The following is a 22,733-nucleotide window of genomic DNA, read 5'->3' on the forward strand; positions in this document are numbered from 1 at the left end:
CCATGGACATGCCAGCCAAAACGGTTTTCGACGGTATCTGGTTGCCGATGGTCACGCCGCTGCGTGGCGGTTATGTGGACCTGGACGCCGCGCAGGCGCTGGCCCGCTACTACCGCAACGCCGGCATCTCGGGCCTGGTCCTGTTCGGATCCACCGGCGAAGGCAATCTGCTGAGCCTGTCGGAGAAGATCGACATGATCGAGGCCATCGCCAGCGATCCGCATGCGTTGCCGCTGGTGTTCGGCGCGGGCGGCGTCGATACGCGCGGCGTGGCCACTGCCATCCGCCGCCTGGACAAGTACGCGCCCGACGGCTATCTGGTGCCGCCGCCCTACTACCTGGGGCCGTCGCAGCCGGGCATCCTGTGGCACTACCGGCAGATCGCCTGGGCCACGGAACGTCCCATCATCCTCTACAACATCCCCAAGCGGACCGGCGTCACCATGACTGTCGAAACCATGGAGACGCTGGCGCTGCTGCCCAACTTCACGGCCGTCAAGGAATGCAACCCGTCGGTGCTGGCGACCCTGAACGCACGCGGCAAGCTGGACGCGTTGTGCGGCGAAGACCTGTCGCTGCTGGACCATTGGCTGGCCGGCGGCCGCGGCGCCATTCCGGCCGCGGCGCACCTGTACCCCGAGCGCTTCGTCGAAGTCATGCAGCTGGCGCGCGACGGCCACGCCGAAGCCGCGCGCGAATTGTTCGAACCCTTGCGCGGCCTGATCCGCCTGCTGTTCGCGGAACCCAACCCCGCCCCGCTCAAGCGCGCCCTGTCCCTGCAAGGGCTGATCGCTGACGAACTACGCATGCCCATGATGCCTGCCAGCCGTGAACTCAGCCCCCGGCTGCAGCGCGCCATGAGCGCGGTGCAGGGCTCGCCTAACCGGCTGCAGACAGCTTGAAGATGGACACCGCGTGGGCCAGGTCGTCGGCCTGCTCGTGCAGGGTGGCCGCCGACGCGGCGAACTCCTCGACCAGCGCGGCGTTCTGCTGCGTCACGCTATCCAGGTGCGCCACGGCCTGATTGATCTGCTCGATGCCCACGCTCTGTTCCGCCGATGCCGTGGCGATCTCGCCCATCAGCGGCGCGCTGGTGGCGGCCGATTCCAGCACGCTGCCCATCGTGGCGCTAGCCTGCTCGACGCGCTGGCTGCCGCGCGCGACCGACTCGGACGAGGTTTCGATCAAGCCCTTGATTTCCTTGGCAGCCGTGGCCGACCGCTGCGCCAACGCCCTGACTTCGCCCGCCACGACGGCAAAGCCGCGGCCCTGCTCGCCCGCCCGCGCCGCTTCCACCGCGGCGTTCAGCGCCAGGATATTCGTCTGGAATGCGATACCGTCGATCACGCTGATGATCTCGTCGATGCGCTGTGAGCTGTGCGAAATTTCGCGCATGGCGTCAATGGCGTGCTGGGTCTCTTCGCTACCCTGGCGCGCCAGCTGCGCCGCCTGCCCCGCCAACGAACTGACTTCGCGCACGTGGTCGGCGCTTTGCTTGGCCGTGGCGGTAATCTCTTCCACGCTGGCCGCGGTCTGCTCCAGCGCCGCGGCCTGCTTCTCGGTGCGGTCCGACAAGTCCATGCTGCCCGCCGCGATCTGGCGCGACGCCGCCGCGATGGAGCCGGTGGACTGCACGATGCTGCGCACGGCCGCGTCCAGGCGTTCCTGCATTCGCGCCATTGCGTCGAACAAGCGGCCGATCTCGCCGCGATGACGGCGCGGCACGATGCTGGACAGGTCGCCATTGGCGACGCGTTCGCACAGCGCCACCGCCTCGTCCAGCGGACCGATGACATGCGTGCGGAAAAAGCGCAGTGCGGCGATCAGCACCAGCGCCAGCAACCCCAGCGTCACGGCGCCCTGGCGCCACAACGTGCCGTGGAACACCGCATCCACGTCATCCACGTACAGGCCCGTGAAGATCAGCCACCCCCATTCGGCGTCATAGGCGGCGTAAGTGATCTTCGGCAAGGCCTCGGTCTCTCCCGGCCGCGGAAACCGGTACTCCACATAGCCTCCGCCCGCCTTGCCCTGGGCATACAGGTTTTCAAAAATCGGCAGGCCATCGACGTCCTTGATGGCGCGCACATTCGTGCCCACGAGCTTGGCGTCGGGATGGACCAGCAAGGCGTAGTCGTCGCCGAAGACGCCCACATAGCCGTCCGCCCCGTAGCGCAGCTGCGCCAGCCGCCGCGCTACGTTGCGCTTGGCGTCGGCCAGCGGCACGCCCTCGCTGACGCTCTGCTTGCCGTTGCGCAGGATGCCGGCGGCAAGGTCCAGGACGTGCCGCAATTCGGTCTTGCGCTCGGCCACCATCTCGACGCGGCGCTGCCAGGCATCCCAGGCGCCCAGGACCAGGACGGCGACGCCGATGGCGAACACGAACCACAGCAGTTCCCTGCGCAGGCTGGAATTTTTCACAGGCTATCCCTTTATGTGCCATTCGCTCGCGTGAAACCATTAGCGGCAGAATGTGACGGTTTATATATTGCGTTCCGTCAGGATACGGGGGCACAGCAGGGTTTTCACCAAGTCGAAGCTGCAAGCTTGATCTAGCGCAACGCCCATAAAAAAAACGCAAGACGGTAGCGTCTTGCGTTCGGAAAAAGCCTGCGTGGCGGGGCCTGCCCCGCCAATCGCCCGCGCCGCTATTCAGCGCGGCGCGACAGCCGCGGCCGGGCGCGGCCCGCGAGGCGTCGTCAACGCGATCAAGGTCACGACGATGAGCGAATAGTTGGGCACGCTGCGCATATTGCGGAACATCATCTCGGTCAGGCTGAAGGCGCAATAGCCCAGGCAGAACAACAAGCCCAGTTGCGCGCCCACGCGGATCACCCGGTCATCGCTGGCCAGCCGCCGGAAGAAAATGGCCGCCGGCAGCAAGTAGAGCGTCAGGATACTAATCAGACCCAGCGCCCCGTAGCCGGACAGGGCGGCCAGCATATCGTTGTGGGGCTCGCCAAAGCCTTCGACGACCTCTTCGGTCACCACGCCCTGGGCCTGCAATTGCAGCAGCTCATCGCGGAACTTGCTGGGGCCGATGCCGACGATCGGGCTTTTCTGGAACATCAGCATCGATGCGTGCCACAGCTGCAACCGGATACCGAACGACGTATCACGGTTCGTCGACGTCGCGAAACCCTGGACGTCTTTCGTAATCTCATGCATGCGGCTGCTGAACGTCCAGATGGCCGTGGCGCTTGCCGCCAGCGCCGCACAGACCGCCAGCGCACAATATATCTTTTGGCGGCGCTTCCAATTGTGCAGGCCAAGCAGAAAGACCAGCCCCAGGATAGGCAGCAGCATCCAGCTGCTGCGCGTCTCGGACGCCCAGGTAGCGATGATGCTCAAGACCACCGCCAGCAGCTTCACGCCCATTTCGATACGCGGCCAGCGCGTGCTGGCGCCCCACCCCAAAGACAGCAGCGTCATGGCGCCGAACAGCAACGTCATGTTCGCGAACGCCACCGCGTTATAGCGTCCGCCGACATCGACCATCGCCCCGCGCCCCAGCGTCTCCATGGTCACAATGAGCAGGCCGGACCCCGCGAATGCCCCCGCGACAATGCTCCACTGCACCAGCTTGAGTCTCTGCTGCGGCGCACGCAGCAAGAGCCAGAGCACCGGAATCGCCAGCGCGAACCGCAGCAGCTTCTCCAATTCGGAATTGCTCCACACTCCCCGGACCAGGAACGTGGCGAACAGACAGCCCAGTGGCAACAACAGCGCCAGCGCGACGGGCCACAGTGCTTTGAAATCCATCGGTTCGTAACGCTTGAGCGCGTTGGCGCCGAGGGCGATCAAGGCGACCACACCGGCCAGGTAAACAACGGCGGGGCCGCCCACTGGGCTGGTCAAGGCCAGCGCGGGAACCAGCAACACAAGCCATGTGGCCAGGGATACATAAAAGCGGGGCACAGCAATCAACCTAGTAGAAAAAGCGGGAGGACAGAGGGCATCTCGCGGGTCAGCTAGACAAAACCCGCCCGCCATGACGGCGGGCGGGTTGTGCGGGAACTGCCGGGTCGGACGAAATTTACATGTTTTCGATCATGACCTGGCCAAAGCCCGAGCACGACACCTGGGTCGCGCCTTCCAGCAGGCGCGCGAAGTCGTATGTGACCTTCTTGGACAGGATGGATTTCTCCATGCTGGAGATGATCAGGTCGGCGGCTTCGGTCCAGCCCATGTGGCGCAACATCATTTCGGCCGACAGGATCTCGGAACCGGGGTTCACGTAGTCCTTGCCGGCGTACTTGGGCGCCGTGCCGTGGGTGGCTTCGAACATGGCGACCGAATCCGACAGGTTGGCGCCCGGCGCGATGCCGATACCGCCCACTTGCGCGGCCAGCGCGTCGGAAATGTAGTCGCCGTTCAGGTTCAGGGTGGCGATCACGTCGTATTCGGCCGGGCGCAGCAGGATCTGCTGCAGGAAGGCGTCGGCGATCACGTCCTTGACGATGATCTCGCGGCCCGTCCTCGGATTCTTGAACTTGCACCACGGGCCGCCGTCGATCAGCTGGGCGCCGAATTCCTTTTGCAGCAGCTCGTAGCCCCAGTCACGGAAGCCGCCTTCCGTGAACTTCATGATGTTGCCCTTGTGCACCAGCGTCAGCGACGTGCGGTCGTTGTCGATGACGTACTGCGCGGCCTTGCGCACCAGGCGCTCGGTGCCTTCGCGCGACACCGGCTTGATGCCGATGGAGGACGTGTTCGGGAATCGGATCTTCTTCACGCCAAGCTTGGTCTGCAGGAACTGGATCAGTTCCTTGGCCTGCTCGCTTTCGGCCATGTATTCGATGCCCGCATAGATGTCTTCCGAATTCTCGCGGAAGATCACCATGTTGGTCTTCTCGGGTTCGCGCACCGGAGACGGCACGCCCTTGAAGTACGCTACCGGGCGCAGGCAGACGTACAGGTCCAACTGCTGGCGCAACGCCACGTTCAGCGAACGGATGCCGCCGCCGACCGGGGTCGTCAGCGGGCCCTTGATGGACACCACGTAGTCTTTGACGACTTCCAGGGTTTCATCGGGAAGCCAGACGTCGGGACCGTAGACCTTGGTGGCCTTTTCGCCGGCATAGACTTCCATCCAGTGGATCTTGCGCTTGCCGCCGTAGGCTTTCTGCACCGCGGCGTCGACGACCTTGATCATCACCGGGGTGATGTCGGCGCCCGTGCCGTCGCCTTCGATGAAGGGAACGATGGGCTGTTCAGGCACATTCAGCGAGAAATCGGCGTTGACCGTGATCTTCTGGCCGCCAGCGGGAACCTTGATATGTTGGTAGGACATGAATGCTCCATTTGCTCCGGGTGGTTTTTCTGCACGCGCCGCATCGGAAAGCGTCCGATTCCGCGGGGAGACCGCCCTCGCGAACCGCACACAGGATGGCGGATACCGATCAATTCTATATCGCAAAGGGCCCGCCGGGCCTCGCCCCTTCCTGAGCGGTGAAAAAAAGCCCCTACGGGGGAGCGCTTTTTGCCTGGGAACGCCCGAGCAGTAAAATACCGTTCTTCCCCCTGTATTCCGCCCCCGCAGATGTTCAATCCCTCCCGCGACCAAGTCCGCGAATTCTTTATCGACACCTGGCGCAAGCACCGCGCCAACGACGTGCTGACCCCGCTTGAGGCCATGGCACTGGACTGGATCATCGAGCATCCCGAATACCACGGCGACCTTGAAAGCCCGGATGCCATGACCACGGAGTACGACGTGGAAAAAGGGCGCACCAATCCGTTCCTGCACCTGTCCATGCACCTGGCGATCGCGGAACAGTTGTCAATCGACCATCCGCCCGGCATCCGCCGCGCTTACCAGCAGCTGACCGCGCGCTCCGACGCGCACCAGGCCGCGCACGAGATCATGGAATGCCTGGGCCAGGTGGTCTGGGAAGCGCAGCGCCTGGGCACGCCCATGGACAGCGACACCTACATCGACCTGATCCGCCGCCGCGCCAGCCTCTGACCACCTCCCGTCAACAATAAAAAAACCCTCGGCCTGTGAACTGACCCGAGGGTTTTTTATTGCCGGACGGAGGAAGCGCAAGAACTACTTGCGCACGCCCAAATCGCTTGGCAGCGAGGCCAGCCAGGCCGTCACGTTGGAGATGTCCTGGTCGGACAGCTGCGTGGCGAAGGCGCCCATGATGGGGTTCTTGCGCACATTGGCCGTGGCCGCGCTGCCGGAGGCGCCGCGCTTGTAGGCCTTCAGCGCATGGGCCAGGTAGTCGGCGTGCTGCCCGGCCAGCGTCGGGTAGGCCGGGTCCACCGCCGTCTTGGCGTCGGCGCCATGGCAGGACGCGCAATTGAATTTGTCGAAGACGGCCTTGCCGGCCGCCAGATCCTGCGCCTGGGCCGCGGTGCCCGCGATGGCCAGGGTCGCGCCCGCAAGGGCAAGCATGGTGCGGTTCATGTGTTTGCCCCTTATTTGAGATTCGAGTAGTACGCGGCCAGATCGGCGATGTCCTGGTCGGACAGGCTGCCGGCAATGGCGTCCATCGTGGGATGGCTGCGCGCGCCTTTCTTGTACTCGTTAAGGGCGGTCTCGATGTACTTGGCGTTCTGGCCAGCGATCATCGGCACATGGTAGAGCTCGGGAAATGTCGCCTTGTAGCCTTCGATGCCGTGGCAGCCGATGCACATGGAGACTTTGTCTCGGGCGTTCTGGATGTTGCCGACAGGCGCTGCGTCGGCAGCAACAGCCTGGCCGGCGATCGCACAGGATGCCATCGCGGCCAACACGGAAACCGTGCACTTCAGAGAGGTTCGCAACTTCATTGGAATGGCTCTTCTTGGTATGGCTTAAGGACTAGGGCCCGCATCACACGAAAAGGCCCCCTGCAAACACGTTGCGGGTCGAACCCAACTGCAAAACCGCCTGATTGTACGATAATTGCTCAGGATTAATACCTTACGATGGTATTGATCACCATCAATTCTCGGAAGCCATCAGACAATGTCCGCAGCCCAGTCCGCCTCCTCCGCCTCGCCCGCACGCTTCAACGGAACCGACAGCTATGTCGCCACCGACGACCTGAAGCTGGCCGTCAACGCCGCCCTGACCCTGCAGCGGCCGCTGCTGATCAAGGGAGAGCCCGGCACAGGCAAGACCATGCTGGCGGAAGAAGTGGCACGCGCGCTGGGCCGGCCCCTGCTGCAATGGCATATCAAGTCCACGACCAAGGCGCATCAGGGCTTGTACGAATACGACGCCGTGTCGCGCCTGCGCGACTCGCAGCTGGGCGATGAAAAAGTCCGCGACATCCGCAACTACATCGTGCAGGGCACCTTGTGGCAGGCCTTCCAGGCGGACGAACCGATCGTCCTCCTGATCGACGAGATCGACAAGGCCGACATCGAATTCCCCAACGACTTGCTGCGCGAACTGGACCGCATGGAATTCCATGTCTACGAAACGCGCGAGACCATCTCCGCGCGGCACCGCCCGCTGGTCATCATCACGTCCAACAACGAGAAGGACCTGCCCGACGCGTTCCTGCGCCGCTGCTTCTTCCACTACATCCGCTTCCCCGACCGCGAAACCATGCGGGACATCGTGGCCGTGCACTATCCGCACCTGAAGCAGGATGTGCTGCGCGCCGCGCTGGACACGTTCTTCGCGCTGCGCGACGCGCCGGGCTTGAAGAAAAAGCCGTCCACGTCCGAGCTGCTGGACTGGCTGCGCCTGCTGCTGGCCGAAGACGCCACCGCTGCCGAGATCGACGCGCACACCGCAACCGCGGTGCCGCTGATGGCCGGCGCGCTGTTGAAGAACGAACAAGACGTACACCTGCTGGAACGCCTCGCGGCCATGACGCGCGGCGGCCAGCGCCGTTGATCCCGCAGCTACCGGCGGCCCGCACATGCTGATCGACTTTTTCTATCACCTCCGGGCGCACAAGCTGCCCGTCTCGGTCAAGGAATACTTGACCCTGGTGGACGCGTTGCGCCAGGACCTGATGGCGCCCACGCTGGACGAGTTCTACTTCCTGGCGCGCGCCACGCTGGTCAAGGACGAGTCGCTCTACGACCGCTTCGACAAGGCCTTCGGCGCCTATTACAAGGGCATCGAAGCCGCCTTGCCGGCCGGCAAGGAGATCCCGCTGGACTGGCTGATCAAGCAATTCGAGAAAAGCCTGTCGCCCGAGGAAAAGGCCGCGATCGAAAAGCACGGCTGGGACAAGCTGATGGAGCTCTTCAAGGAACGCATGGAAGAGCAGAAGGAGCGCCACGCGGGCGGCAGCAAATGGATCGGCACCGGCGGCACCTCGCCGTTCGGCAACGGCGGCTACCACCCCGAAGGCATCCGCGTGGGCGGCGCCTCGGCCGGCAACCGCTCGGCGGTCAAGATCTGGGACATGCGCCAGTTCAAAGACTACGACGACCAGGTCGAACTGGGCACGCGCAACTTCAAGGTTGCGCTGCGCAGGCTGCGCCGCTTTGCGCGGCAAGGCGCCGAACTGGAGCTGGACCTGGACGACACCATCGCCAGCACCGCCCGCAACGCCGGCCATCTGGACCTGCGCATGGTCCCCGAACGCCACAACACCGTGAAGGTGCTGATGCTGCTGGACGTGGGCGGCAGCATGGACGACCACATCGGCCGCGTGGAAGAACTGTTTTCAGCGGCCCGCAGCGAATTCCGCAACCTGGAAGTCTATTACTTCCACAACTGCCCTTACGAAAGCCTGTGGCAAAGCAACCGCCGGCGCCAGAACGAACGCTTCGACACCTGGGACGTGCTGCGCAAGTACAACCCGGACTGGCGGCTGATCATCGTCGGCGACGCCACGATGAGCCCCTACGAGATCCTGCAACCCGGCGGTTCCGTCGAACACTACAACAAGGAACCCGGCGCGCAATGGATGCGGCGGCTGCTGGACGCCTGGCCCAAATCGGTGTGGCTGAACCCCGAGCCCACGGCCTCCTGGCAATACCGCCAATCCATCGCGTTGATGCGCGACATCATGCAAGACCGCATGTACCCGGTCACCGTCGCCGGCCTGGAACAGGCCATGCGGGTCCTGTCGAAGTAGGACCCGCGCCGAGGCTGTCCGTCAACCATCCACCGGTTGCTCGGGCGTATCCAGCGTCAACTGATAGAACGACAGGTCAAGCCAGCGGCCGAACTTGAAGCCGGCTTCCTTGACCGTGCCCGCGTGCTTGAAGCCCAGCTTCTCGTGCAGGCGGATGCTGTTCTGGTTGGACGCGTCGATGCCGCCGACCAGCACGTGCACCTGGTTGGCGCGCGCGCGTTCGATCAGCACGCGCATCATGGCCTCGCCCAGCCCCCGCCCCCGGAACCGTCCGTCCACGTAGACCGAATGCTCCACCGAGTACTTGAACGCGGGCCAGGCGCGGAACGTGCCGTAGCTGGCGAACGCCATCAGTTCGCCGGCCTCGTTCTCGAACCCGACCACTGGAAAACCGCCCTGCTGCTTGGTCTGGAACCAGCCTTGCATCGCCTCGCGCGGCCGCGGCCGGTAGTCGTACAGCGCCGTGGACGTCGCGATGGCGTCGTTGAAGATGGCCAGAATCTGATCCGCATGGCGTTCATGCGTGCAGTCGACCAGGGTGGCGCCGTCCGGCGCGAAGGTGTCAGCGGGCGTTTTCATAGCCGAAAATTGTACTGGCCCGCCATAAAAAAAACCGGCGAATTCGCCGGTTCAGTGCGTTGCTGCCGCTTCTGGCCACTCTCAGGCGGCGCGGCTCTCCACAGATCGGCGGGCGGCGGACGCGCCGCGCAAGCCCGGGCACTGGCGCCACGACAGTTCGTCGGCGTCCATGTCCAGGTCGAACAGGTCATTGGCGGCCGGCCAGGGATGGCTGCGCGCCGCAGCGCCTTCCATTTCCAGCACATGTCCGGCGAACCCGCGGGGCGAACCGCCGCACTCCTCGAAATACCGTTGAGTGCTCAGGTCCACCACATAGGTGGTCATGTCGTGCGTCAATATGGCCACGAATTGGCCGTCATCACTGGCATAGGCGTACTGGAATTGCCCTTTGATCCCGTCGCCGCTCAAGGCGTTGCCGGTCAATTGGGACAAGGCACGCGTGACGATCTCGGTCAGCATGGGTCGTTCCTCCGAAAAATGCGCCGGCAGGATGCCGGCAGCGAAGGCGCGAACGACAAGCACCGGCGCCGCGCTTGGGCGGCGTCTGGCGTTGGACGGGAAGCCGGTAGACGGCTGTCGCGCATCCCGTCGGCAACAGCTACTACGTGCTTCAAAGCTTACACCCGCACGCCGGCCTGCCTCAAATTTGCCTTGTGCACTAACGATGTTGCATTGCAGCACCCTATGGCGATGCGGCTTTCCAGCGCTTATGCGGCTGCAACCGGCATCCCGCCTGGCTCTGCGTCACCATTTTTTTGGTCGCGCCATTGCGCCTGCCCCATGCGGTAGAGCACGTGGCGGCGCAGCGGATGGCCTTCGGAAACAGCGGGATGGTCGAACAAATCGGCGTCCTCCCGCATGCCCAGGCGGGCCATCACGGCCCGCGACCGCAGATTGCCCACGGCGGTGAACGCCACGATCTCGGCCAGCCCCACCTGCTCGAACCCCACGCGCAGCGCGGCCAGGGCGGCCTCGCTGGCGTAGCCGCGCCCCCAGAACGGCCGGCCCAGGCGCCATCCGATCTCAACACCCGGGGCGAACGGCAGCACCGGCGGCATCGGCTTGATCCCCACGAACCCCACGAACGGCGCCACGCCGGGCGCCTCGACCGCCCAGAAGCCCCAGCCGTGCTCGTCGATGCCGGCCGCCAGCCTGCCGGCCAGCGCATCGCTTTCCGGCGCGGTCAGCGGCAGCAGGAACTCGGTGACGCGCGGGTCCGCGTTCATCTCGGCGAACGGCTTGCGGTCGTCCGCGCGCCACTGCCGCAGCACCAGGCGCGGCGTTTCGACTTCCAGGGATAAAGACATGTCGGATTTCCTTGCCGCGTGGCCGGCGGGCGCCGCCGGGATCAGCCCTTGAACCATTGCCAACGTATACACTCCAACGGATTCTGCCATGCCAAAGGAATTGTCTGCCATGCGCCTGTCCCTATCGAAGCTGCCGCGCCCGCTGGGTGTGCTGCTGTTTTCCTCTTTCCTGGCCTTCCAGGCTGGTGCCGCCAGCCTTCCCGCCGGCGTCTCGGAGGCCGCCTCGATTGAAGGCATCACCGAATACCGGCTGGCCAATGGCCTGAGAGTGCTGCTGGTTCCCGACGACTCCAAGCCCTCGACCACGGTCAACATGACCTACCTCGTCGGCTCGCGCAACGAGAACTACGGCCAGACCGGCATGGCGCACCTGCTCGAACACATGCTGTTCAAGGGCACGTCCACCACCCGCAACGCCATGGGCGAATTCTCGCGCCGCGGCTTGCAGGCCAACGGTTCGACCTCCAGCGACCGCACCAACTATTTCGCCAGCTTCGCCGCCAACCCCGACACGCTCAAGTGGTATCTGGGATGGCAAGCCGACGCCATGGTCAATTCCCTGATCGCCAAGGAAGACCTGGATTCGGAAATGACGGTCGTCCGCAACGAAATGGAAAGCGGCGAAAACAGCCCGTCGCGCATCCTGATGCAGAAGATGCAGGCCGCCGCGTTCCAGTGGCACAGCTACGGCAAGAACACCATCGGTGCCCGCTCCGACGTGGAAAACGTCGACATCGGGCAACTGCGCGCCTTCTACCACGAGTATTACCAGCCCGATAACGCCGTGCTGATCGTGGCCGGCAAGTTCGACCCGCAAGCCACGCTGGCCGACATCGAGGCAACGCTGGGCAAGCTGCCCAAGCCCGACCGCAAGCTGCCGCCCGAGTACACCGTGGAACCCGTGCAGGACGGCGAACGCTCGGTGACGCTGCGCCGCACCGGCGGCACCCCGCTGGTGGCCGCGATGTACCACATCCCCGCCGCCGGCAGTCCCGACTTCGTCCCGCTGGACCTGGCCACCGTCATCCTGTCCGACACGCCGTCTGGCCGCCTCTACCACGCGCTGGTCGCCACCAAGCTGGCCTCGGGCGTGTTCGGCTTCACCATGGAAAACCGCGACCCGGGCCTGGCGATGTTCGGCGCGCAATTGCCCCCCGGCAAGAGCCTGGACACCGCCGTGAAGGCATTGACCAGCACGCTGGAAACGCTGGGCAAGAAGCCGTTCACGCAGCAGGAACTCGACCGCGCGCGCAGCAAATGGCTGACGGCATGGGAACAGACCTATAGCGACCCCGAACAAGTCGGCGTAGCCCTGTCCGAAGCCATCGCCGCAGGCGACTGGCGCCTGTTCTTCCTGCAGCGCGACCGCGCCCGCAAGGCCTCGCTGGCCGACGTCCAGCAAGCCGCCGTCACTTATCTGGTGCAAAGCAACCGCATCGAGGGCCGCTACATCCCCACGGAAAAGCCGTTGCGCGCGCCGCAGATGCAGCGCGAGGACCTGACCGCGATCTTCAAGGACTACAAGGGCGATCCGGACTTCAAGTCCGCATCCGCCTTTGACCCGACCCCCGGGAACATCGACAAGCTGACCCAGCGCAAAAAGCTGGACCTGCCCAATGGCCCGGTGCAACTGGCGCTTCTGCCCAAGGCCACCCGCGGCAACCGCGTGCAGGCGCAGATGCTGATCCAGTTCGGTAACGAGAAAGACCTGTTGGGCCAGCGCGTGAATTCCAGCGCCGTGGCCGATCTGCTGACCCGCGGCACGCCCAAGCTGTCGCGCCAGGACATCCAGGATCGCCTGGACAAGCTGCAGGCCGAACTCGGCTTCAGCGGCGGCGGCACCACCCTCAAGATCGCCATGTCGACCAAAGGCGAGAACCTGCCCGAACTGACCGCCCTGGCGCTTGAGATCGTGCGCAACGCCAACTTCCCGAAGGAACAACTGGAGGAATATCAGCGCCAGCTTGAAACCTCGATCCAGAATGCCATGACCGAACCTTCGGCCCTGGCCGGACGCACCTTGGCCCGCCAGGACAATCCCTGGCCCGCCAACGACCTGCGCTATGTGCCCACGTTCGAAGAATCGCTTGCCAGCGTGCGCGGCCTGAACCGCGACGCCCTCGCCAAGTTCCACGCCAAGTTCTACGGTGCGGGCAAGATCGAGTATTCGGCCGTCGGCGACTTCGAGCCGGAAGCCGTGGAAAAGGCGATCAAGACCGGCCTTGCCGGCTGGAAGAAGGCCCCCGCCTACACGCGGGTCGCCAATCCGTACCGCGACATCCCCGCCAAGCAGTTCGACATCGACACGCCCGACAAGGCCAACGCCTTCTATATTTCGCGCATGCCGCTGAAGCTGCAGGACACGGATGCCGATTACGCCCCCCTGTACTTGGCCAATTACCTGTTCGGCGCATCCGAAACCTCGCGCCTGTGGAACCGCGTGCGCGAAACCGAAGGCCTGTCCTACAACGTCCGCAGTTCGCTGTCGGTGTCCTCGTTCGAGCCCAGCGCCAGCTGGACCATGTATGCCATCTATGCGCCGCAGAACCGCGAACGCCTGGAAAAAGCCATCAACGAAGAACTCTCCCGCGTGCTGAAGGACGGTTTCTCGGAGAAGGAAATCTCCGACGGCATCAATGCCCTGCTGAACTACCGCAACCTGGCCCGTGCGCAGGACGACATCCTGGCCAGCACGTGGCTGGACTACCTGCAGCGCGGCCGCACGTTCGAATGGTCGGCCGAGATGGACAAGAAGATCTCGGCGTTGACGCCCGACGCGGTCAATGCCGCACTGCGCAAGTACCTGCGCGCGGATGGCTTCAGCACCGCGGTCGCTGGCGACTTCAAGAAGAAAACGGCGCCCTGACGCCCGCTTTCCGCCCATCCCGCCCCTGCCTCGGCAGGGGCTTTTTTTTGCATGATGAAATACCGCCTGCTTTGCTCCCCGGCCTTCGAATCGACAAAACCATGCCACTGACGGGGAGATATTTTCATAACGCCAGGATTACTCGGTTATTTGGAAAGATGTTTTCAAGGAATACGGGTTTATCCCAGGTGGGATAGCGCGCAGAATTCAGTCATCGGGAAACACAACGAACCACGACGGAGGGCCGCCGGATTCGGTCCCCACTTGAAACGATTGGAGGTCTACCATGAAAACCCTAACCACCACCCTGCTGCTATCCCTGGCCCTGGTTGGCGTCGGCGCCCAAGCCGCTGGCGTAGAGCAAGGCAAGACCAGCGCCCAAGTCGCGACCGAGCTGCAACAAGCCAAGGCCAGCGGCCAATACACCTTCGGCGAGCTGGACTATCCGCCCGCCCTGCCGCAAGCCGCAAGCCTGAGCTCGCAAGACGTGCAAGCCCAGCTGCAACAAGCCAAGATCAGCGGCCAGTACACGTTCGGCGAACTGCAATACCCGCCCGTCGCCGCGGCGCCCGCCGCCGTCAAGACGCGCGCCGACGTCCAGCAAGAGCTGGCCCAAGCCAAGGCCAGCGGCCAATACACGTTCGGCGAACTTGACTACCCGCCGATCACCCGGTGAGCTGCTTGCTGTAGCCCGGCCGGCCTCAGGCGGCATCATGGCTTGGGGTCGGTTTTTTCCGGCACAGCGGCAACCGCAGTCGCAGTAGAAGTTGCAGTACCAGTAGTTGCTGTTGAAGTTCGAAGTTGCTGTTGAAGTTCGAAGTTGCTGTTGAAGTTCGAAGTTGCTGTTGAAGTTCGAAGTTGCTGTTGAAGTTCGAAGTTGCTGTTGAAGTTCGAAGTTGCTGTTGAAGTTCGAAGTCGAAACTGAAGTCGATGTAGAAGTTGCAGTTGCAGTAGAAATTGCAGTAGCAGTGAGGCCGCGGCGAAAAGCCGCGGCCTTTTTCATTGCCGGCGGCCTTATTGGAGGCATTGCCTGCGGCGATTTCCACGCGGGTCAGCCTCAATGAAAACACCCCGCAAGCCGGGTGGCGATCCGGCTTGCGGGGTGCAGGGTCTTACCGTGGGCGGCCGAAACCGCCTGGCGTGCTTCAGCTGAAGAATTCCTTCACGCGGTCCGTCCACGACTTGCTTTGCGGCGAGTGGCGGTCGCCCCCGTCGTTCAGCGACGTCTCGAACTGGCGCAAGATGCTCTTCTGGTCTTCGCTCAGGCGTACCGGCGTTTCCACGACGACGTGGCAGTACAGGTCGCCCGGATAGCTGCCCCGCACGCCGCGGATGCCCTTGCCGCGCAGGCGGAAGGTCTTGCCGGACTGCGTGCCTTCGGGAATCGAGATCTCGGCCTTGCCGCCCAACGTGGGCACCTGGAGCTCGCCGCCCAACGCCGCCGTCGTGAACGGGATGGTCAGCTCGCAGTGCAGGTCGTCGCCGTCGCGCTGGAAGATCTTGTGCTGCTTGATGTGGATTTCCACATACAAGTCGCCCGGAGGACCGCCGTTGATGCCCGGTTCGCCGTTGCCGCTGGAGCGGATGCGCATGCCGTCGTCGATGCCGGCCGGAATCTTGACCTGAAGGGTCTTGTTGCGGCGGATGCGTCCGACGCCGTCGCAGGACGGGCACGGATCGGTGATTTCCTTGCCGTTGCCGTGGCAGGTCGGGCAGGTCTGCTGCACGCTGAAGAAACCTTGCTGCATGCGCACGGCGCCCGAACCGCCGCAGGTGCGGCAGGTCTTGGGCGACGTGCCGACCTTGGCGCCGGAGCCGTGGCAGGTGTCGCAATTTTCCCAGCTGGGTACGCGGATTTCGGTGTCGAAACCGGCCGCAGCCTGTTCCAGCGTGATTTCCAGCGCGTACTTCAGGTCGGCCCCGCGGTACACCTGCGGGCCGCCGCCGCGACGGCCACCGCCGCCGGCGCCCCCGAAGATTTCACCAAAGATATCGCCGAAGGCGTCGGCGAAACCGCCGCCCATGCCCGCCCCGCCCATGCCGGCGGAGTTGGGGTCGACGCCCGCATGGCCATAGCGGTCATACGCGGCGCGCTTCTGTTCGTCACCCAGGACCTCGTAGGCTTCCTTGGCTTCCTTGAACTTCTCTTCGGCTTCTTTGCTGTCCGGATTGCGGTCCGGATGGTACTTCATGGCCAGCTTTCGATAGGCCTTCTTGAGTTCGTCGTCCGCGGCGTTTTTCGCTACACCCAGGACTTCGTAATAGTCGCGTTTTGCCATGATCCGTGGGCTCAAAAACGAGCCGTCTTTTCAGTGCTACAGAATGAGTTCGCCCGGTAGGCGGATTTCTCCGGCTACCGGGCGGCAGAGGCTGGTCAGCGCCCGGCCATTATTGGTCGCGCTTGACTTCCTTGAAGTCGGCGTCGACGACGTTGTCGTCCACCGGCTTCGCGTTGTCGGCCGCTTGCTGCTGGCCGGCGGCTTGTTGCGCCTGCATGTCGGCGTACATCTTCTCGCCCAGCTTCTGCGAGGCGGTCGACAGGGCTTCCACCTTGGCGTCGATCGCGGCCTTGTCGCCTTCCTTCAGCGTGTCTTCCAGGTCCTTGATGGCGGCTTCGATGCTTTCCTTTTCGGCAGCTTCGAGCTTGTCGCCGTACTCGGTCAACGACTTGCGGGTGGCGTGCACCAGCGCGTCGGCCTGGTTGCGCGACTGAGCCAGCTCGGCAACGCGGTGATCTTCCTCGGCGTTGGCCTCGGCATCCTTGACCATGCGCTGGATCTCGTCTTCCGACAGACCCGAGTTGGCCTTGATGGTGATCTTGTTTTCCTTGCCGGTGCCCTTGTCTTTCGCGGACACGTGCAGGATGCCGTTGGCGTCGATGTCGAACGTGACTTCGATCTGCGGCATGCCGCGCGGCGACGGCGGGATCCCTTCAAGGTTGAACTCGCCCAGGGCCTTGTTGCCCGCGGCGATTTCGCGCTCGCCCTGGAACACCTTGATCGTCACGGCCGGCTGGTTGTCGTCAGCGGTCGAGAAGGTCTGCGAGAACCGGGTCGGGATCGTCGTGTTCTTCTGGATCATCTTCGTCATCACGCCGCCCAGGGTTTCGATACCCAGCGACAGAGGCGTCACGTCCAGCAGCAGCACGTCCTTGCGGTCGCCCGACAGCACGGAACCTTGAATGGCGGCGCCAGCGGCGACAGCTTCATCCGGGTTCACGTCCTTGCGCGGCTCCTGGCCGAAGAACTCTTTCACCTTTTCCTGAACCTTGGGCATGCGGGTCATGCCACCGACGAGAATCACGTCGTCGATGTCGGAAACCTTCACGCCAGCGTCCTTGATGGCGACGCGGCAGGGTTCGATCGTGCGTTCGATCAGTTCTTCAACCAGCGCTTCCAGCTTGGCGCGCGTGATCTTCAGGTTCAAGTGCTTCGGACCCGAGGCATCCGCCGTGATGTACGGCAGGTTGATTTCGGTCTGCTGCGTGGACGACAGTTCGATCTTGGCCTTTTCAGCCGCTTCCTTCAGGCGTTGCAGCGCCAGCACGTCCTTGGACAAATCAACGCCTTGTTCCTTCTTGAACTCGGCAATGATGTAGTCAATGATGCGTTGGTCGAAGTCTTCGCCGCCCAGGAAGGTGTCGCCGTTGGTCGACAGCACTTCAAACTGCTTTTCACCGTCGACGTCGGCGATTTCGATGATGGACACGTCGAACGTGCCGCCGCCCAAGTCATAGACGGCGATCTTGCGGTCGCCCTTCTCGGTCTTGTCCAGGCCGAACGCCAGCGCGGCTGCGGTGGGCTCGTTGATGATGCGCTTGACTTCCAGACCGGCGATGCGGCCGGCGTCCTTGGTGGCCTGACGCTGGCTGTCGTTGAAGTAAGCGGGCACCGTGATGACGGCCTCGGTCACTTCTTCGCCCAGGTAGTCCTCGGCGGTCTTCTTCATCTTGCGCAGCACGTCGGCCGACACTTGAGGAGGCGCCATCTTCTTGCCGCGCACTTCCACCCAGGCGTCGCCGTTGTCGGCGCGAGCGATGGTGTAGGGCATCAGGTTGATGTCCTTTTGCACCGCTTTTTCTTCGAACTTACGGCCGATCAGGCGCTTCACCGCGTACAGGGTGTTGCGCGGATTGGTCACGGCCTGACGCTTGGCGGGGGCCCCGACCAGGGTCTCGCCGTCGTCCATGTAGGCGACGATCGAGGGGGTGGTGCGAGCGCCTTCCGCGTTTTCAATGATTTTGACCTGCCCGCCGTCCATGACAGCCACGCAGCTGTTGGTCGTGCCCAGGTCAATGCCAATAATCTTGCTCATGGTGGGTACCTTGAATTAAATCTATGAAAATAGAGGGAAACTTCTTGTCCCCACATAACTGGGGCTACTCGCAGGGTTTTTCAAGACGCCTGGCCGGAATTTTCCGTACCCGGGTCCTGCAACCGCTGGATCGCCGCCGTGAATTGGGGCAATCCGGGCCAGCCGGTAATGCGCCCGAGCCGTTTTCCGGCCCGGAACAGCACAAAAGTGGGGACACCATGCAGGGAAAAGCGGCGGCCCAAGGGCTCGTCGGCATAGACGTCGGCCTCGAACCAGGTCAGGCCCAGGCCCAGCAACGTCTCTTGGTGCAGCAACGCCGCCTGCTTGAAAAGATTGCAGTTGTAGCAATCCTGGCCCCACAGGAACACGCAACGCAGATCCCGCCCCGGCGCCTGGACCACGGCCGCGTCGAATCCGGCGGAGTCGACATGATTCATGCCGAACACCTGAAAGACCTGAGCCGGATCGAAGCGGGGGGCGGTCATGGCGCGCGGAGCCGCAATCAGCCTTGGCCCGCCGACACCACCACCAGCGCCGGACGCAGGGTCCGGTCGGCAATGGCGTAGCCCTTCTGCAGCAACTGCAGCACGGTGTTGGCCGGCTGCGCGTTGGGAATCGAGGAAATGGCTTGATGCAGGTGCGGATCGAACTTGTCGCCCTGAGCCGGCGCGATTTCCTTGAGCAGATTGCGCTCGAAACCCGCGGTCAGTTGCTTCAAGGTGACTTCAACGCCTTCACGCAGCGTTTCAACGGTCTGGTCGGGCTGGGCCAACGCGGCTTCCAGGCTGTCCTTGACCGGAACCAGGCTTTCGGCGAACGACTCGATGCCGAATTTGCGCGCCTTGGACACTTCTTCCTGGGCGCGGCGGCGCACGTTCTCGGCTTCGGCCTGCACACGCAGAAGCTGGTCGTGCTGCTCATTGACGGTGGCCTGGGCGGCGTCCAACTGGGCGCGCAACTCGTTCAGCTCGGCCTGCGCGGCGTCCTGAGCGGCGGGGGCCGCATCGGCGTTCTGGCCGACTTCGGGCGTCTGATCTACAGGCTCGTGGGGTGCCGTCATGGGGAATCCTCCAAAAAGAATGGCTTTCGCAGACATGAATGGGGGCCAATACCCCTATTTCAAGCCCGGGAAAGCGAAATATTCCCTGACGGCGCCCGCCCGGGAACCGGGCGGAGCGACCGCTTACTTCTTGTGGGGCTGCGCGGGTGCGACCGGGTCGCTGGCCGGAAAGCTCTCTTTCAATGCGCGGTCGACCCGCGCATCTTCTTCATCCGGCTCGGACCGGATCGCGATCGGGTCGCTGGCGGGAAAGGTCTCGGCCAGCGCTTCGTCCAGATCGTGCTCGAGCTGGTCTTCGTCGACCGGGGTGGCAACCGTCCCCTTTTTCACGACTTTGCCGCTCTTGGGATCATGCTGCATGCGCCTTCTCCTTCAAGTCCGTGGTGGCCTGGGATGTCAGCGGCCAGCCCTGCAAGTTCCGTTCCACCATGCCCGCCAGGCCGGCGATCCATGCGGGATCGTCGTTCAATGCGGGGATGTAGCGGAATTGCTTGCCGCCTGCCCCGACAAACGCGTCGCGGCATTCCAGGCTGATCTCTTCCAGGGTTTCCAGACAGTCTGCCACAAATCCCGGACACACCACATCCACCTCCGTCACCCCCGAGGCCGCCAGCGCCTTGAGCGTGGGCTCGGTGTAGGGCTCCAGCCAGCGGGCGGTGCCGAAGCGGCTTTGGAAGGTCACTTCGATCTGCTCGCGCGGCAAGGAAAGGCGTTGCGACAACAGGCGCGCGGATTCCATGCAATCGCGGTAATACGGGTCGCCCAGTTCAATCGAATAGCGCGGCAGCCCGTGAAAGCTCATCACCAGCTTCTGCGGCTTGCCGTTTTCGCGCCAATAGGATTCGATGCGCGCGGCCAGCGGATCCAGCCAGGCCGGATCCTCGTGGAAACGCTTGGTGAAACGCAGTTCGGGCTGGTCGCGCAGCCGCCCGGCGTGCCGGGTCACCGCGTCGACGACGGTGGCCGTCGTGCTGGCGGCGTACTGCGGATACAGCGGCACCGTCAGGATACGCTCGCAGCCCGCGGCACGCAGGCGCGTGATCGCATCGGGAATCGACGGGTTGCCGTAGCGCATGCCCAATTCCACCACGGCATCGATGCCCGCCGCATGCAGCGCCGCGCGCACGCCATCCGCCTGGCGCTGGCTGTAGACCATCAGAGGCGAGCCCTCTTTCAACCACACGCCTGCGTAGCGCGGCGCCAGCTTCTTGGGGCGCATCGTCAGCACCAGCCCGTGCAGGATGGGTTTCCACAGGTAGCGGGGGATTTCGATCACGCGGGGGTCGGACAGGAATTCGCCCAGGTACTTCTTGATGCCCGCCTTGTCCGGCGTGTCCGGCGTGCCCAGGTTCACCAGCAGCACGCCAACCTTGCCCGGCATGCGCGGCGGCGGGTCTTCGTTGAAGGGATCGTCCTGCTCGGTTTCCGGCAGATAGCGTTCAGGCCACAGGTACTTGAACAAGCGAAGAAACACGAAGACTCCCCTTCCTCCGCAAGGAGGATGTAGCTTTGAATGGAACTACTGGTTGTGGCTGAGTGCGTTGGACAACAAGCGCGCCGTGATGTCCACGATGGGAATGACGCGTTCGTATGCCATGCGGGTGGGACCGATCACGCCCAGCGTGCCCACCACCTTGCCGTCCACGCCGTAAGGCGCGGTAATGACCGAGACTTCTTCCATCGGCACCAGCTGCGAGTCGCCGCCGATGTAGATCTGCACGCCCTGCGCGCGGCTGGACACGTCCAGCAGCTGCAGCAGGTCGGTCTTCTTTTCGAACAGCGAGAACATCTTGCGCAGCCGGTCCATGTCGGAAGCGATATCCGTCACGTCCAGCAGCTTGCGTTCGCCCGAGATGATCATGGCGTCGCCGTCTTCGGCCGCTTCCGCGCTGGCTTCCACCGCCGCCTGCATCAGGCGCGAGATATCTTCGCGCAGTTGGGCGAGTTCGGTGGACAGGGTCTGGCGCACCGCGTTGAAGGACTTGCCGGCAAAATGCATGTTGAAGAAATTGCCGGCTTCCAGCAATTCGGCTTCGACATAATCGCGCTGCACGAACAGGATCCGGTTCTGGACGTCGCCGTCGGGCGTGACGATGATCAAGAGGACCCGCTTGTCGGACAGCCGGATGAATTCGATCTGGCGGAATACCTGGGCGCGCTTGGGGGTCAGCACCACCCCGGCGAACTGCGTCAGGTTCGACAGCAGCGCGGCTGCGGCATTGACGGCGCGGGTGGGTTCGGCGGCCGACAGCATTTCGCCCATGTTGTGCGGTTGCAGCTGGTAGGACTGCACGGCCAGCAGCGAATCGACGAACATGCGGTAGCCCCGCGGCGTGGGGACACGGCCGGCGGAGGTATGCGGGCTATGGATCAGCCCCAGCTCTTCCAGGTCCGCCATGACATTGCGGATCGTGGCCGGGGACAAGTCGAAGACTTTCGATAGCGTCCGCGAGCCGACGGGCTGCCCATCGGCGATGTAGCGTTCTATCAACGCTTTCAGTAGTGCGCGTGCGCGGTCATCCATAACAGGTATTTTAGGGAATCTTTTCCAATTAAGGCGATTTTTGTCCTGCACGCGGATATGCGGCCCCATATAATCGCCAAATCAGCCCTCCCTTGGCGGGATTCGGCTTTCTGGCTTTGCCCTTTTTCGATAAGCACGCATCCATGCACTTTCCTACCGTCGCCCTGATCGGCAGATACCAGGACACCGGCCTGGACACACCGCTGAGAGCCCTTGCGCACGCGCTGACGCAAGCGGGCAGGCACGTGCTCATCGACGCCGATACCGCCCGCAACACCGGCCTGACCGAATACCCGGTCGCGACCCTTGAAGAGATCGGCCAGCGCGCTTCGCTGGCCGTCGTGATGGGCGGCGACGGCACCGTGTTGGGCGCGGGCCGCCACCTGGCGCCCTTCGGCGTGCCGCTGGTCGGCATCAACCATGGCCGGCTGGGCTTCATTACCGATATTCCGCTGCAAGACGCGCATGGCGCGCTGGCGCGTGTGCTGGAAGGCAGCTTCCAGATCGAAGAGCGCATGCTGCTGGAAGGCAGCGTGTGGCGCGGCGACCAGAAAATGTATTCGGCGTCGGCCTTGAACGACGTCGTGCTGAACCGCGCCGGACGCGGCGGCATGATCGAAGTGCGCGTCGAACTGGACGGCGCCTTCATGTATACGCAGCGCGCCGACGGCCTGATCATCGCCACCCCCACCGGTTCCACGGCCTACGCCCTGTCCGCCAACGGCCCCATCCTGCACCCCGGCATGAATGCCATGGTGCTAGTGCCCGTGGCGCCGCAAACGCTGTCGAACCGCCCCATCGTGATCCCCGACACCGGCGTGCTGAACATGACACTGACGGCGATGGGCCGCGTGGAAGTCGGCGCCAGCGTGCATTTCGACATGCAGACCTGGTCGGACCTGCAACCCGGCGACCGCATCGTCGTGCAGCGCGCGCCCTATACCATCCGCTTCGTGCACCCCGAGGGCTACAGCTTCTTTTCCACCCTGCGCCGCAAGCTGCACTGGAACCTGATGCCCCAAGCCACCGACAACGTAGAGTAGTA

Annotated in this window: 23 protein-coding genes; 7 read left to right on the forward strand and 16 right to left on the reverse strand. The window is 63.8% G+C overall.

The genetic code is table 11. The features are described from left to right. The first annotated feature begins 2 nt into the window (after positions 1-2). Positions 3-902 (forward strand): 4-hydroxy-tetrahydrodipicolinate synthase, encoded by a 900-nt coding sequence (locus tag A9973_RS19450; protein WP_183015327.1) that lies wholly within the window; start codon positions 3-5, stop codon positions 900-902. On the opposite strand, the gene A9973_RS19455 is transcribed toward A9973_RS19450, so the two are convergent. The 3 genes from A9973_RS19455 to icd form a co-directional block, all read right to left on the reverse strand. Next, on the reverse strand, positions 880-2,421 hold the full coding sequence (locus A9973_RS19455; RefSeq protein ID WP_183015328.1) for a methyl-accepting chemotaxis protein: 1,542 nt from the start codon (positions 2,419-2,421) through the stop codon (positions 880-882). The two genes, A9973_RS19450 and A9973_RS19455, sit on opposite strands and share 23 nt — an antisense overlap. A 231-nt stretch (positions 2,422-2,652) precedes the next feature. Continuing rightward, positions 2,653-3,918, reverse strand: coding sequence for an O-antigen ligase family protein (locus tag A9973_RS19460; protein ID WP_370539508.1), 1,266 nt, complete (start codon positions 3,916-3,918; stop codon positions 2,653-2,655). Positions 3,919-4,036: 118 nt separating this feature from the next. Then, positions 4,037-5,293 carry an NADP-dependent isocitrate dehydrogenase gene (gene icd, locus A9973_RS19465; protein WP_050447222.1) on the reverse strand — a complete coding sequence of 419 codons (1,257 nt, stop codon included), beginning with the start codon at positions 5,291-5,293 and terminating at the stop codon, positions 4,037-4,039. Between the two features lie 249 nt (positions 5,294-5,542). Here icd and A9973_RS19470 point away from each other — a divergent pair, with 249 nt between their 5' ends. Beyond that, positions 5,543-5,968: a DUF1841 family protein gene (locus tag A9973_RS19470; RefSeq protein ID WP_183015330.1), complete on the forward strand. Its 426-nt coding sequence runs from the start codon at positions 5,543-5,545 to the stop codon at positions 5,966-5,968. An 84-nt stretch (positions 5,969-6,052) separates the two neighbouring features. Here the strand turns inward: A9973_RS19470 and A9973_RS19475 are convergent, their stop codons facing one another. Together A9973_RS19475 and A9973_RS19480 are read right to left on the reverse strand one after the other, a co-directional pair. Further along, positions 6,053-6,415, reverse strand: a complete 363-nt coding sequence (locus A9973_RS19475; protein ID WP_183015331.1) for a cytochrome c — start codon at positions 6,413-6,415, stop codon at positions 6,053-6,055. 11 nt (positions 6,416-6,426) lie between these two features. Next, positions 6,427-6,780, reverse strand: coding sequence for a cytochrome c (locus tag A9973_RS19480; protein ID WP_006217806.1), 354 nt, complete (start codon positions 6,778-6,780; stop codon positions 6,427-6,429). Between the two features lie 178 nt (positions 6,781-6,958). Between A9973_RS19480 and A9973_RS19485 the strand changes: the two genes are divergently transcribed. Together A9973_RS19485 and A9973_RS19490 are read left to right on the forward strand one after the other, a co-directional pair. Then, positions 6,959-7,840: a MoxR family ATPase gene (locus A9973_RS19485; protein WP_183015332.1), complete on the forward strand. Its 882-nt coding sequence runs from the start codon at positions 6,959-6,961 to the stop codon at positions 7,838-7,840. A gap of 25 nt (positions 7,841-7,865) precedes the next feature. Then, positions 7,866-9,038: a VWA domain-containing protein gene (locus tag A9973_RS19490; protein ID WP_183015333.1), complete on the forward strand. Its 1,173-nt coding sequence runs from the start codon at positions 7,866-7,868 to the stop codon at positions 9,036-9,038. A gap of 21 nt (positions 9,039-9,059) precedes the next feature. On the opposite strand, the gene A9973_RS19495 is transcribed toward A9973_RS19490, so the two are convergent. The 3 genes from A9973_RS19495 to A9973_RS19505 form a co-directional block, all read right to left on the reverse strand. Continuing rightward, positions 9,060-9,617 carry a GNAT family N-acetyltransferase gene (locus A9973_RS19495; protein WP_183015334.1) on the reverse strand — a complete coding sequence of 186 codons (558 nt, stop codon included), beginning with the start codon at positions 9,615-9,617 and terminating at the stop codon, positions 9,060-9,062. A gap of 81 nt (positions 9,618-9,698) precedes the next feature. Further along, the gene (locus A9973_RS19500) at positions 9,699-10,076 is read right to left on the reverse strand and encodes a hypothetical protein (protein ID WP_183015335.1); all 378 of its coding nucleotides are present in this window, start codon (positions 10,074-10,076) and stop codon (positions 9,699-9,701) included. A 248-nt stretch (positions 10,077-10,324) separates the two neighbouring features. After that, positions 10,325-10,924 (reverse strand): GNAT family N-acetyltransferase, encoded by a 600-nt coding sequence (locus tag A9973_RS19505; protein ID WP_183015336.1) that lies wholly within the window; start codon positions 10,922-10,924, stop codon positions 10,325-10,327. Positions 10,925-11,033: 109 nt separating this feature from the next. Here A9973_RS19505 and A9973_RS19510 point away from each other — a divergent pair, with 109 nt between their 5' ends. Together A9973_RS19510 and A9973_RS19515 are read left to right on the forward strand one after the other, a co-directional pair. Beyond that, positions 11,034-13,790, forward strand: coding sequence for a pitrilysin family protein (locus A9973_RS19510; protein ID WP_183015337.1), 2,757 nt, complete (start codon positions 11,034-11,036; stop codon positions 13,788-13,790). Between the two features lie 286 nt (positions 13,791-14,076). Further along, positions 14,077-14,466 (forward strand): DUF4148 domain-containing protein, encoded by a 390-nt coding sequence (locus A9973_RS19515; protein WP_183015338.1) that lies wholly within the window; start codon positions 14,077-14,079, stop codon positions 14,464-14,466. 25 nt (positions 14,467-14,491) lie between these two features. Here the strand turns inward: A9973_RS19515 and A9973_RS19520 are convergent, their stop codons facing one another. The 8 genes from A9973_RS19520 to hrcA all read right to left on the reverse strand — a co-directional run bounded on the left by A9973_RS19520 (position 14,492) and on the right by hrcA (position 21,688). Beyond that, positions 14,492-14,836 (reverse strand): hypothetical protein, encoded by a 345-nt coding sequence (locus A9973_RS19520; RefSeq protein WP_183015339.1) that lies wholly within the window; start codon positions 14,834-14,836, stop codon positions 14,492-14,494. A gap of 99 nt (positions 14,837-14,935) precedes the next feature. Continuing rightward, entirely contained in the window at positions 14,936-16,069 is a 1,134-nt protein-coding gene (dnaJ, locus tag A9973_RS19525; RefSeq protein ID WP_183015340.1) for a molecular chaperone DnaJ, read from the reverse strand. A gap of 109 nt (positions 16,070-16,178) precedes the next feature. Continuing rightward, positions 16,179-18,104 (reverse strand): molecular chaperone DnaK, encoded by a 1,926-nt coding sequence (gene dnaK / locus A9973_RS19530; RefSeq protein WP_183015341.1) that lies wholly within the window; start codon positions 18,102-18,104, stop codon positions 16,179-16,181. Positions 18,105-18,184: 80 nt separating this feature from the next. After that, positions 18,185-18,589 (reverse strand): co-chaperone YbbN, encoded by a 405-nt coding sequence (locus A9973_RS19535; protein ID WP_183015342.1) that lies wholly within the window; start codon positions 18,587-18,589, stop codon positions 18,185-18,187. Between the two features lie 17 nt (positions 18,590-18,606). Next, a complete protein-coding gene (gene grpE, locus A9973_RS19540; RefSeq protein WP_183015343.1) occupies positions 18,607-19,164 on the reverse strand; it encodes a nucleotide exchange factor GrpE in 558 nt (185 codons plus the stop codon). Positions 19,165-19,287: 123 nt separating this feature from the next. Continuing rightward, positions 19,288-19,524 (reverse strand): hypothetical protein, encoded by a 237-nt coding sequence (locus A9973_RS19545; protein ID WP_183015344.1) that lies wholly within the window; start codon positions 19,522-19,524, stop codon positions 19,288-19,290. Beyond that, positions 19,514-20,638, reverse strand: coding sequence for a ferrochelatase (gene hemH / locus A9973_RS19550; protein WP_183015345.1), 1,125 nt, complete (start codon positions 20,636-20,638; stop codon positions 19,514-19,516). The genes A9973_RS19545 and hemH overlap by 11 nt, the downstream gene beginning before the upstream one ends. Before the next feature lie 45 nt (positions 20,639-20,683). Next, positions 20,684-21,688, reverse strand: coding sequence for a heat-inducible transcriptional repressor HrcA (gene hrcA / locus A9973_RS19555; RefSeq protein WP_006223542.1), 1,005 nt, complete (start codon positions 21,686-21,688; stop codon positions 20,684-20,686). 143 nt (positions 21,689-21,831) lie between these two features. Between hrcA and A9973_RS19560 the strand changes: the two genes are divergently transcribed. After that, entirely contained in the window at positions 21,832-22,731 is a 900-nt protein-coding gene (locus A9973_RS19560) for an NAD kinase (protein WP_006223541.1), read from the forward strand. Positions 22,732-22,733 lie beyond the last annotated feature (2 nt).

Origin of the sequence: Achromobacter sp. UMC46 (assembly GCF_014170335.1) — a bacterium.
Classification (GTDB): Bacteria; Pseudomonadota; Gammaproteobacteria; order Burkholderiales; family Burkholderiaceae_B; genus Achromobacter.